Origin of the sequence: Coleofasciculus chthonoplastes PCC 7420 (assembly GCF_000155555.1) — a bacterium.
Taxonomy (GTDB): Bacteria; Cyanobacteriota; Cyanobacteriia; order Cyanobacteriales; family Coleofasciculaceae; genus Coleofasciculus; species Coleofasciculus chthonoplastes_A.
The window spans coordinates 1-12,997 of the sequence record NZ_DS989877.1 but is presented as its reverse complement, the minus strand read 5'-3'; the positions used below and the strand labels follow the sequence as shown (position 1 = coordinate 12,997).

Genomic DNA, 12,997 nt, shown 5'->3' with positions numbered 1-12,997 from the left:
AGAATACTCCAATTGAGTAAGTTATAGTTTGCTTATAGGAATGGTACGGTAAAAGGTTAATTGAACTGCTCAAACCCTTCATGGAAGATGAGCGCAGCCGTCGCTCGATCCTAATCCTAGCGCTGGGTAATGATGCACCTGTGTTGCAGCGCATCAGTTGAAATGGTGCTGTGGCGACGTTCATCCCGGAGATGGTGGAAAAGCTAGCAGACTATGGCGAAATTGCACCGGGTAAACAAGCACTTTGGGCATTGTTGGAGTGTGTGCGATCGCATTCTGGTCTTGATACACAACAACGTATTGATAAACTGCTTCCTCGGATTGATTTAGGATGGCATTCTGAGCGAGTAGCGGATACGTCTAGTATTGATGCTCTTGTGGAAAACGTGCGATCGCGTCTCCATGATGACATCCAAACAATAGGGGTCTATAGGTCGGCACATTTTCCCATGGTGAAATAGTACCTAACTTTCGCGATCGCGTCAAGCCCTGATCCTTTTTCTTTCGCGGCGATTATCCTTTTTATGGGCAATGTTCACCTGAATATCCTTTGCGGTTCATCTGTGCAGAAAGGAGATGAATACCGGGGATTTTGGTGGGTTACGGTGGATAGTGAATTCAAGGATTGGTTGGGTCAATTGATTACCACCTAACCCACCCTACAGGTTTCGGTGAATAGGGGTCTATAGGTCGGCACATTTTCCCATGGTGAAATAGTACCTAATTTTCGCGATCGCGTCAAGCCCTTATCCTTTTTCTTTCGGGGCGATTATCCTTTTTATGGGCAATGTTCACCTGAATATCTGAAGGGGTTCATCTGTGCAGAAAGGAGATGAACCCAGGATTTTGGTGGGTTACGGTGGATAAGCTGTTCGGCATTTAAACCTTAATGTCAATAATGACGAAATCCTTGTAGTGCGAGCATCTTGCTCGCTACTAATACCCAATTTAAATGCATGACAGCTTAGCTAATTAAAGGATTGGTTGGGTCAATTGATTACCACCTAACCCACCCTACAGGTTTCGGTGAATAGGGGTCTATAGGTCGGCACATTTTCCCATGGTGAAATAGTACCTAACTTTCGCGATCGCGTCAACCCCTGATCCTTTTTCTTTCGCGGCGATTATCCTTTTTATGGGCAATGTTCACCTGAATATCTGAAGGGGTTCATCTGTGCAGAAAGGAGATGAATACCGAGGATTTTGGTGGGTTACGGTGGATAGTGAATTAAAGGATTGGTTGGGTCAATTGATTACCACCTAACCCACCCTACAGGTTTCGGTGAATAGGGGTCTACAGGTCGGCATATTTTCCCATGATGAAATAGTACCTAATTTTCGCGATCGCGTCAAGCCCTGATTCTTTTTCTTTCGCGGCGATTATCCTTTTTATGGGCAATGTTCACCTGAATATCTGAAGGAGTTCATCTGTGAAGAAAGGCGATGAACCCAGGATTTTGGTGGGTTACGGTGGATAAGCTGTTCGGCATTTAAACCTTAATGTCAATAATGACGAAATCCTTGTAGTGCGAGCATCTTGCTCGCTACTAATACCCAATTTAAATGCATGACAGCTTAGCTAATTAAAGGATTGGTTGGGTCAATTGATTACCACCTAACCCACCCTACAGGTTCCGGTTAATAGGGGTCTACAGGACGGCACATTTTCCCATGATGAAATAATACCTAATTTTCACGATCGCGTCAAGCCCTGATCCTTTTTCTTTCGCGGCGATTATCCTTTTTATGGGCAATGTTCACCTGAATATCCTTTGCGGTTCATCTGTGCAGAAAGGAGATGAATACCGAGGATTTTGGTGGGTTACGGTGGATAGTGAATTAAAGGATTGGTTTGGTCAATTGATTAGCACCTAACCCACCCTACAGGTTTCGGTGAATAGGGGTCTATAGGTCGGCACATTTTCCCATGGTGAAATAGTACCTAACTTTCGCGATCGCGTCAAGCCCTTATCCTTTTTCTTTCGGAGCGATTATCCTTTTTATGGGCAATGTTCACCTGAACATCGGTCTGATTGAGTATTTTTCATATTTCCCGATCAAATTACAACTTTTCTTCCTGTTTAATTAACTTTCAATAAAGAATAAATTATTAGTTAACGGTTGAGATTAGAGAACCGGGAACCGGGAACTGAAAACAGTAATAACTTGAGGCTTGTTAACATTTATTAATACAACAGACATAATTTATGTCCAGGTACTTAAAGTTACCATAAACTTGTAGGCAATCGCCATTGTAGTTGTTTAGAATATCAGTTGACTAGATTATCGGTGAGTAGAGAATTCTCGCTGAGACTAGCGCGAGCGCTCGCTCCTAATTCTAGCGGAGAACGTCGTTCATCGTGTCTTGATTCCAGGCTAGCTGTTTGAGTTACGGTGAAATGACTTATTCTTTTAGCCAAGAAATAAGACGGCGAAGGGAACCGCATCTCCTCAACAGGTGTAAGACAGATCTACCTCAAAAATCCGGACAGGTATAACAGGTTTGGGTAAGTAATAGCGTATCACCGTCAATGGCACGATAGGTCTATTCCGGTTTTCTGATTTTAGTTTAACCCTCAAAAAACCTGTCAAAAAAGAATTATTAATTTAGGGAAATCTACGACGGTGATCACAGCTTACCGTTCAATTTATAAGTAGTCGGACTATAGAGAAACCTATGACTCAAAAATCATTGCTAGAAATCTTTGAATATATTTCCTTGGCTGGCTCTGCTGTCGGGACTGTCGTAGCGGCGACATCTCAGCAGGTGGCTTACGCCGCAACGCCGTTAACCGTGGCGCTGGCGCTGAACCTGTTGAACCGACGCAATACGATACAGCAGACACAGGATAGCACCAGAAGTGCGATCGGGGAAACCTATCAACTGATTCAATCCCTACATCAGCAAGTCCAAACTATCCCCACGCTGAATAATCAACTCAATAGCTTAGACCAACAATTTAATGCTCGACCCGAAAAAACGGCGATAGAGGACTTAAAAGCCTCCCTAAGTGAATTAACCGAGCAATTCACCCAACTGACTCAAACCTTTAATACTCGCCCGGAACTACAAACCATTGAACAGTTGCAAACCACTGTCGCCCAACTGACCGAACAGTTCAATACCCTCAGTACCCGGTTCGAGCAGCTACCGACTGAGCCAGAGGTAGACTTAAGTAGCATTGAACAAGCCGTTTTTGAACTGACAGAGCAATTTAGCCAACTCTATCAACAATTCCATAGTCGTCCAGAACTTGAGGATATTGAGCAAACTCAGGCGGCGATCGCCCAACTCCATGAACAACTCGGTACGATTACGGTTCGCCTGGATCAGTTACCTGCAACATCAGAGGTAGACTTAAGTATGATCGAAGGCGCGATCGCGGAAATTACTAGCCAAGTTGAAACCTTAACCACGCAAGTTAACACCCTACCCAGCGCCACAGGAACCGATCTCACCGGAGTAGACGCCGCACTTTCAGAACTCACCGAGGAATTTAGCCAACTTCAGCACCAGTTCCAGACTCGTCCAGAACTGCAAACCATCGCCCAACTTAGAGATCACGTCGCAACCCTGAGTCATCGCCTGGATGAGTTACCCACCGCACCCCTAACCGACTTAATCAGCGTCGAAAGTGCGATCGCCGAAATTACCCATCAAGTTGAAACCTTAACCACTCAGGTTAACACCCTACCCAGCGCCAGCAACACTGATCTCACCGGAGTAGACGCCGCACTTTCAGAACTCACCGAGGAATTTAGCCAACTCCAAGAACAGTTCCAGAATCGCCCGGAATTACAAATCATTACTGATCTGAGTGAACAACTCGAAACCCTCAGCACTCGCCTGGATCAACTTCCCACCGCATCAGCGGCTAACTTAAACGGTTTAGAACCCGTTATTGCTCAGATTACCAGTCAAATCGAAACCTTAACCGCACGAGTCAATACCCTTCCCCTCTCCGGCGAAACCGACTTCACTGAAATTGAAGAAGCGATCGTCCAAATCCATGGTCAAATTAACACGATTCAGCAGCAATTCCAGAATCGACCCGAACTGCAAATTATTGAGCAATCCCAACGTGCGATCGCAGACCTAACCGAACAACTCGAAACCATTAGCCAGCGCCTGGAACAGCTTCCCACTGTACCCGGCGAAGAGTCAACCGCGATCGCCGAAATTACCCATCAACTGGAAACCTTAACCACTCAAGTTAACACCCTCTCCCCAATTCCCGACACCGATTTACTTGGGATAGAAGGCGCGATCGCGGATATCAGCGAACAACTGGAGACATTAAGCGCACGAGTTGATCATCTCCCCTTAACCGCCACCCCCGAAGCCACCGACTTCAGTGAAATCGAAGCCGCGATCATTGATTTTAATCAACAACTGGGTCAACTCCATCAACAATTTACCACCAGACCCGAACTAGAAACCATTGAGCGATCGCAAACCGAAATTAGCCAACTTACGGAACAATTTGCCATCCTCAATAGCCGCCTTGACCAACTCCCAACGACATCAGAGGAAGGCGTGGAACAGTTGATTGGCGAGATTCGGGGTCAAATTGAAACCCTCAGCCAACGAGTTGACCAGCTTTACCCAGTTTCCCAAACCGATGTCAGTCAGTTAGAACAAGCCATTGCTGACATTACCGCACAAATCGACAACTTAACCCAGCAAGTCAACACCCTCTCTACTCCTTCAGACACCGATCTATTTGACGCAGAAGACACCCTAGGTCAAATTCAAAGTCAGATTAACACCCTGAATCGACAGTTCCAGACTCGACCGGAACTTCCAGAACTTGAGCAAACGCAAAGTGCGATCGCCCAACTGACGGAGGAACTAGAAACCCTAAGCAACCGCCTGGATCAGTTATCCACAGCACCAGAGAGTGATGGTAATGTCACCGCACAAACCATTGCGGAGATCACCGATCAGATTGAAACCTTAACCGAACGGGTGAATACCCTATCCACTCCCCCAGAAACAGATGTGAGTGGAATCGAAACCGCACTGTCAGAACTGACTGACCAATTTAGCCAACTCCAGCAACAGTTCCAGACTCGTCCAGAACTAGAGGAAATCGAGCAATCTCAGAATGCGATCGCCCAACTGAGTCAGCAACTGGAAACCCTTACCACGCGCCTGGATCAGTTGTCAACCACACCAGAGGGTGAGGGTAGTCTCCCTGAACAAACCCTGGTTGAGATTACCCGTCAAATTGACAGCCTAACCACACAGGTAAATACCCTATCCACCCCCACCGAAACCGATGTCAGTGGCGTTGAAACCGCGCTGTCAGAACTCACTGACCAATTTAGCCAATTCCAACAACAATTCCAGACTCGTCCAGAACTAGAGGAAATCGAGCAATCTCAGAATGCGATCGCGGATCTAACGGAACAACTGGACATCCTGAGTACCCGCCTAACTCAGGTACCGACGACACCAGAGGTAGATCTGAGTGGGATTGAACAAACCATTGCCGAAATTGCGGGTCAAATCGACACCCTAACCGAACGGGTGAATACCCTCTCCACTCCCACCGAAACCGATTTGAGTGGGGTAGAAGACTCCCTATCTCAACTGGCGGAACAATTAAGCCAACTCCAGCAACAGTTCCAGGAACGTCCAGAACTAGAGGAAATCCAGCAATCTCAACGTGCGATCGCGGATCTAACGCAACGACTGGAAACCCTGAATATTCGCCTGGATCAGTTACCGATTATTCCAGAGATCAATCTGGGTGGAATTGAACAAACCATTGGCGAGATTACCAGTCAAGTTGAAACCTTAACCGAACGGGTGAATACCCTCTCCACTCCCACCGAAACCGATTTGAATAGCGTCGAAGCGGCGCTGTTTGATCTGACTGAACAAGTCAGTCAACTTCAGCAACAATTCCAGGAACGTCCAGAACTAGAGGAAATCCAGCAATCCCAAACCGCGATCGCGGATCTGACTCAACAACTGGAAACCCTGAGTACCCGCCTAACTCAGGTACCGACAACGCCAGACGTTGATCGGAGGGCGATGGAACAAACCCTTGCTGAGATTACCGATCAGATTGAAACCTTAACCGAACGGGTAAATACATTATCCACTCCCGTCGCAACGGAAACCGATCAAAGCGGAATCGAAGCCGCACTGTCGGAACTCGCGGAACAATTAAGCCAACTCCAGCAACAGTTCCAGAATCGTCCGGAACTCCAGGAGATGGAACAGTCGCAAATCATGATTGGTCAACTGGCTGAACAACTGGAGATACTGACGAATCAGCTTGACCAAACCTCAGCGACGCCGGGAGTCGATTTGATGGAAATCGGATCAGCGATCGTTGATGTTCATGATCGCCTGGATCAACTAACGGCGCGTTTCGAGCAATTTCCGGGGACACCCGACACCGAACCCGCACCGATTCAACCCACCCTTACCGATTTAGTCGAAGAGGAGGTTGTTGCACCTCCCCCTCCCATCCCCACAATCCCCGCACTGGAACAAATTCAGCAACTTCCCGAAAATGAGGCGATCGCACCGCTTACGGATAAGCTAAAATCCCTGAACGAACAGTTTCACAATCAGCCTGCGACTCAAGCAGTTGAGGGATTAAAAATGACGCTGATTCAGTTAACGGATCACGTCAACATAATCACATCTCGTTTGGGAGGTTTACCGACAACGCCAGACCTAGATCTGAGTGGGTTAGAACAAGCGATTACCGAGGTTCACACCCAACTCGACGCCTTCAATCAACAGTTTAATGCACGACCGGAAGTTCAAGCTATTGAGCAATTGCAAGAGGCGATCAATCAGTTAGGTGAGCAGATTTATACCACCCTGGTGCAATTTACTGAAGAATCGGAATCAATGTCCAAGAAGGAAAAAGATGACGCCCTCAAGGATATCGATTTCCAGTTAGATGCGATGGAGTTGTGTCTAGAGAACCTACCCATGCTGGCTGACTTAGACTTCAGTGGGGTGGAAGGAGCGATCGCCGCGATCGACGAACAGCTTGACAGTTTAACTCAAACCATCGCCGAGAATCAAGCTGCACTCTTTGAAGTGGATCTCAGCGGTGGAGAGGAGGCGATCGAAGACATTAATCGTCAGATTGAGGCGCTCAATCAAAAAATCAGTTCCCAATTAGATAAAGCGACGATAAAACAATTGGAAGACGCGATCGTTCATCTGAAAAAACAGCTTAATGCGGTTACGTTTACCCTAGAAACATTACCCGTGGCGTCAGATGATATAGACTTCGGTGGAGAAGAACCAGACATCTCTGATTTACAGTGGTGATTGGTCATTGGTCTTATGTCCTTTGTCCTTTGTAAGAACCGTATAATCGTAGGGTGCGTTAGGCGTAACCACTTATATTAATTATCCTGTTAATGGGAATATCGCCGTAACGCACCATGATTTGCAATGTTAATCAACAACTGATTACCGAAGATATTACGCTCTATTCTCTACCGGATGATTTAGAAGATTTGGTGAGTATTCTGGTTGGAATTACCGACAGGGAAAGTTAAGACTGATGAAACAGTTAGATCAGGGCACAATAATATCGTACCCCTACCCAATTAATTCGCTCTAAGCAATGGTAGGGGCATGGCAATGCCATGCCCTATTTAATTCCTATTTTCTGATTCACTCTTGCATTTTTCCACAATCATGAGATTCTACGTCCAACCAATTTCTCGCACCAATGGTGCGAGTTTTTCAAATAGCTTCAGGCGTATGTTAATCGGGGCGGGTTTAATTACTTATTTGCCTTTTTCCACTATCGTGAGTTTCACATCTCAAATGTAAACACTATTATATTAAGGGAAGGAAAAGCCGCGATCGCTTAACTCCTATTCAAAAAAATTCAGTTAGCCATGCATGAATGAGAATATTCAATATGAACTCAAGTAGTCGCAGAGAAATATTAACAATTGGTATGGACATGAGAGCAAAGGCAGGAGCTACAACGGGAATCCATCCGTATTGAGTAAAGATGAAAAAGCCAATGCCAAACACTACAATTAGCGCACCGATTGTACTCAAACCCAAAACCAGGGGATGACGTATTTTCCAGGTCAAACTCCCCCCAACTAGCGCCCATCCTAAAATCCATAAAATCTCCTCCCATTCTGACCAAAACCCAAGCAGGGGTCGCCCATCTAGTACCGTACTCAACAGTTGACTGACGATATGCCCATGGACAACTACTCCTGGCATTTTTTGAAGAACTTCCCCTTGGGAACTGTAGGGCGTGGAAAACAGATCATTTTCTGCTGGATCAGAAACCCCAATCAGGACAATGCGGTCTTTAACTAAGCTCGGATCAACACGATCTTCGAAAACGTCTGTCAGGGTCACACTATCGGCTAACTTTTGGCCAGTGCGGTAATTCAACAAAATTTGATAGCCACCAGTATCCGCTTGTTGGTAACCCCCCGATGTGGGAGATAGGGGTTTAAAGACGATATCACCCCATTTTAGATACTCCTTTCCGTTTTGCTGAATAGTTTGTGGCTCAATTCCTTTTTGTTCGAGGTAGTACCGGGCAAGTTGAAAGTTAAAAGAAAAACGGGTGGTACAACCTTCAGGAATGTCGGCATTGTGAAACAATAACGCCCGACGCACGACACCCCCTTCATCGATGGCTAAATCCGCAAAGCCAACTTGATCCTGAGACACCCCTTCGGGTGGGGGAGTCCCTCGGCTGGTTTCGTTACCTAACCTACAAATGGGAATAATATTATCGCTGTTTTTAAATAGTTGGGTTAATTGGGAGTTACCCGGAGGGATGGGAATATCTCGATACATATCCAAACCAACCACCGTGGGTTGATGCTGCTTTAGCTGAGAGAGGAGTTGATGCATCAGAGCATCGGTCATGGGCCACTGCTCTAGTGATTGAATATCATTCTCAGTCACTTCGACTACCAACAAACGGGGGTCTGGTGGTAAACTCGGTCGCAACTGCATCATTATATCAAAAACATTTAGTTCCCAAGGTTCTAGTCTTTCAAACTGCCGTGTTCCAAACAGTAAAACTATCAGCGCTATGCTAGTCAATATAGTTCCTGTAAGACCTGAAATAGTTAAGTATAAGCGCATAAGGTAAGTCTGAAAATATACTACAAAAATTGGTTCTTCCGTACCTGTTATGCTAAACTAACTTTAATGATGCCAACAAAGCAAGCATCTTAATTTAAAATTAAGGTGACATAATAATTTAATACTAGGCGTTCTGATCACAATCATGCCGAAGTTTAAAATACTTCAAGTTTCCCATCATGTAAGTGAGGGCTTGAGGTAAGGCAACAGAGAAGGCGATCGTTGATTTAGATTCAACCACTAACACCCACTGTCGTTACCGTAGGGTGGGCAAGGGTTATAAACCTTCAAATGCTTATTGGTGGGTTGCTCTTGCCCACCCTAAATAAAATCTGAGGAGAATTGTTCATTGGTTGTTGGCGTCAGATTAAATCTCTCTCGCAGGTCAAGTAAGCTGGTGATTGTTTTGGATATGGCTTTGGCTTGTGCCATAGTTGCTCTATTTGGTATTTCCAGTTTAAGGTGTCAGCAAGGTTTGCTGAGGATAAGACACATCGGGGTATTTATACCGGAAAGGAACCGGAAAATAAATTAAGGTCATTACGGCTCAAGCCGTCTAATTATTTGCTGTATATATTGATAAATCTCTGTGTTACCTTGTTGCTGAAAAAGAGTGGCAGCTTGGCGAAAATCCTCAAGGGCTTTTGGTTGATCTCCTAAGTTAAGATAGGCAACACCCCGATTGTAGTAGACATTAGCATTGTCAGGATTACGTTGAATGGCTTGATTGAAATCCGCGATCGCTCCTTGGTCGTCTCCTAGGTTAGAGCGAGCAACACCCCGGTTGTTGTAGGCAATAGCATAATCAGGATTAAGTTTAATCGCTTGATTATAATCCGCGATCGCTCCTTGGTCGTCTCCTAGGTTAAAGCGGGCAAGACCCCGGTTGTAGTAGGCAGCAGCAAAATCAGGATTAAGTTGAATCGCCTGATTGAAATCCGCGATCGCTCCTTGGTAGTCTCCTAGGTGAGAATGGGTAATACCCCGGTTGTAGTAGGCTTTAACATCATCAGGATTAAGTTGAATCGCTTGATTATAATCCGCGATCGCCCCTTGGTAATTTTCTAGCTGATAGTAAGCATTCGCCCGTCGATGGTAAGACTCTGCATTGTTGGGACTTAGCTGTAGTGCTTGAGTTAAATCAGCAATAGCCCCCTGATAGTCTCCTTTCTCTGCTTTGATTCTTGCCGAGTTAATCAGGTTTTGAACTGTCGGCTGTTGGGCGACAACAAGATTCGTCAAAGCGACGGCAAACTGAGGCTGTACCCACACAATCGCTGTACCGATGAGGGCGGCTGGTATGTGATTGGGAAACTTGATCATTGTCTCGACTACTCCGCAGATTAAACGAATAATGTATTCTCCCGTTAATATTGGTGGGTTACGGCGGATACTTCATTAAATGGTTATCATTTCGATTTAGATGCCGCTTAACCCACCCTACGTTACTATTTGGTATTTCCAGTTTAAGGGAGCAGCAAGGTTGGCTGAGGATAAGACACATCGGGGTATTTATACCGGAAAGAAGCCGGAAAATAATTTAAGGTCATTACGGCTCAAGCTGTCTAATTATTTGCTGTATAGATTGATAACCCTCTGTGTTACCTTGTTGCTGAAAAAGAGTGGCAGCTTGGCGGAAATCCTCAAGGGCTTTTGGTTTATCTCCTAAGTCACGATAGGCAAGACCCCGGTTGCCGTAAGCAGCAGCATAATCAGGATTAAGTTTAATGGCTTGATTGTAATCGGCGATCGCTCCTTGGTAGTCTCCTAGGTCAGAGCGGGCATTACCCCGGTTGTAGTAGGCATCAGCATCACCAGGATTAATTTTAATCGCTTGAGTGAAATCGGCGATTGCTCCTTGGTAGTCTCCTAGGTTAGAGCGGGCATTACCCCGGTTGTAGTAGGCATCAGCATCATCAGGATTAATTTTAATCGCTTGATTGAAGTCCGCGATCGCTTCTTGGTAGTCTCCTAAGTCAGAGCGGGCAAGACCTCGGTTGTTGTAGGCCGCAGCCAAATCAGGATTAATTTGAATGGCTTGATTATAATCCGCGAGCGCTCCTTGGTCGTCTCCTAGGTTAGAGCGGGCAAGACCTCGGTTGTTGTAGGCCGCAGCCAAATCAGGATTAATTTGAATGGCTTGATTATAATCCGCGATCGCTCCTTGGTCGTCTCCTAAGTCAGAGCGGGCAAGACCTCGGTTGTAGTAGGCAGTAGCATCATCAGGATTAAGTTGAATCGCCTGAGCGAAATCCGCGATCGCTTCCTCGTAGTCTCCTAGGTTAGAGCGGGCATTACCCCGGTTGTAGTAGGCATAGGCAAAGTCTGGATTAAGTTGAATCGCTTGATTGAAGTCCGCGATCGCTCCTTGGTCGTCTCCTAGGTCAGAGCGGGCATTACCCCGGTTGTAGTAGGCATTAGCATAGTCTGGATTAATTTGAATCGCTTGATTGAAGTCCGCGATCGCTCCTTGGTAGTCTTCTAGGTCAGAGCGGGCAACACCCCGGTTGTTGTAGGCATAGGCAAAGTCAGGATTAATTTGAATCGCTTGATTGAAGTCCGCGATCGCTCCTTGGTAGTCTTCTAGGTCAGAGCGGGCAGCCCCCCGGTTGCTGTAGGCTTTAGCATCATCAGGATTAAGTTGAATCGCTTGAGTGTAATCCGCGATCGCTCCTTGGTAGTCTTCTAGGTTAGAGCGGGCATTACCCCGGTTGTTGTAGGCATCAGCATAGTCAGGATTAATTTTAATGGCTTGAGTGTAATCGGCGATTGCTCCTTGGTAGTCTCCTAAGTCAGAGCGGGCAAGACCTCGGTTGTAGTAGGCAGTAGCATCATCAGGATTAAGTTGAATCGCCTGAGCGAAATCCGCGATCGCTTCCTCGTAGTCTCCTAGGTTAGAGCGAGCAAGACCCCGGTTGTTGTAGGCAATAGCATCATCAGGATTAAGTTGAATCGCTTGAGTGTAATCCGCGATCGCTCCTTGGTAGTCTCCTAGGTTAGAGCGAGCAAGACCCCGGTTGTAGTAGGCAATAGCATAATCAGGATTAATTTTAATCGCCTGATTAAAATCCGCGATCGCTCCTTGGTAATTTTCTAGCTGATAGTAAGCATTCGCCCGCAGATAGTAAACCTCTGCATTGTTCGGACTCAGTTGTAGTGCTTGATTGTAATCAGCAATAGCCCCCTGATAGTCTCCTTTCTCTGCTTTGATTCTTGCCGAGTTAATCAGGTTTTGAACTGTCGGCTGTTGGGCGACAACAAGATTCGTCAAAGCGACGGCAAACTGAGGCTGTACCAACACAATCGCCGTACCGATGAGGGCGGCTGGTATGCGATCGGAAAACTTGATCATCGTCTCGACTACTCCGCAGATTAATTTGGCTGATTCAATAAACTGTTCGGCATTTAAACCTTAATATCAATAACGGCGAAAGCCTTGTAGTGCGTTAAGCGAAGCCATGCCGTAGGCTTTGCATCTTGCTCGCTACTAATACCCAATTTAAATGCATGACAGCTTACAACAGAGAACAGAAGGTTGTCAGGTTTTTTGTATTTACTTTATCACGAGAGCTGGACAACCTCTCTCCAAAGGAAGAATGGGGTGAGTTTGACGCCTGTTGTATCAAACAAATGGTAGGGGCGCACGCTCCGTGCGCCCGATTTAACCCTTCGACCCTTCGGCACACTCCCTTCGACTTCGCTCAGGGCATCGCTTCGCGGCAATTGAGCGTTCGACTGAACTTCGACAGGCTCAGTTGCCGCGCTCACGCCGAAGTCCTGTCGAAATTCAGGGTTAACCGTGTAATCTATTGCTTGATTTTAGGAGTTGTCGGTTAGGTTGACGTAGGAAACCCAACCAAGTTTAGGATTATTGTCTGA

The 12,997-nt window shown here is 46.1% G+C and carries 7 protein-coding genes; 4 read left to right on the top strand and 3 right to left on the bottom strand.

Features of this window, described 5'->3' with window-relative positions; genetic code table 11:
* Positions 1-170: 170 nt before the first annotated feature.
* From MC7420_RS32645 to MC7420_RS32640, 4 genes are all read left to right on the top strand, one after another.
* The gene (locus MC7420_RS32645; protein ID WP_006106119.1) at positions 171-461 is read left to right on the top strand and encodes a hypothetical protein; all 291 of its coding nucleotides are present in this window, start codon (positions 171-173) and stop codon (positions 459-461) included.
* A gap of 63 nt (positions 462-524) precedes the next feature.
* Positions 525-653 (top strand): hypothetical protein, encoded by a 129-nt coding sequence (locus MC7420_RS43650; protein WP_006106094.1) that lies wholly within the window; start codon positions 525-527, stop codon positions 651-653.
* A gap of 1,093 nt (positions 654-1,746) precedes the next feature.
* Positions 1,747-1,875, top strand: a complete 129-nt coding sequence (locus tag MC7420_RS43645) for a hypothetical protein (protein WP_006106110.1) — start codon at positions 1,747-1,749, stop codon at positions 1,873-1,875.
* A gap of 802 nt (positions 1,876-2,677) precedes the next feature.
* Positions 2,678-7,309, top strand: coding sequence for a hypothetical protein (locus tag MC7420_RS32640; protein WP_006106086.1), 4,632 nt, complete (start codon positions 2,678-2,680; stop codon positions 7,307-7,309).
* A 561-nt stretch (positions 7,310-7,870) separates the two neighbouring features.
* On the opposite strand, the gene MC7420_RS32635 is transcribed toward MC7420_RS32640, so the two are convergent.
* The 3 genes from MC7420_RS32635 to MC7420_RS32625 form a co-directional block, all read right to left on the bottom strand.
* Positions 7,871-9,118, bottom strand: coding sequence for a CHASE2 domain-containing protein (locus MC7420_RS32635; RefSeq protein ID WP_083799241.1), 1,248 nt, complete (start codon positions 9,116-9,118; stop codon positions 7,871-7,873).
* 540 nt (positions 9,119-9,658) lie between these two features.
* On the bottom strand, positions 9,659-10,441 hold the full coding sequence (locus MC7420_RS32630; protein WP_006106128.1) for a tetratricopeptide repeat protein: 783 nt from the start codon (positions 10,439-10,441) through the stop codon (positions 9,659-9,661).
* Positions 10,442-10,667: 226 nt separating this feature from the next.
* Positions 10,668-12,470 (bottom strand): tetratricopeptide repeat protein, encoded by a 1,803-nt coding sequence (locus tag MC7420_RS32625; RefSeq protein ID WP_006106145.1) that lies wholly within the window; start codon positions 12,468-12,470, stop codon positions 10,668-10,670.
* Between the last annotated feature and the right edge of the window lie 527 nt (positions 12,471-12,997).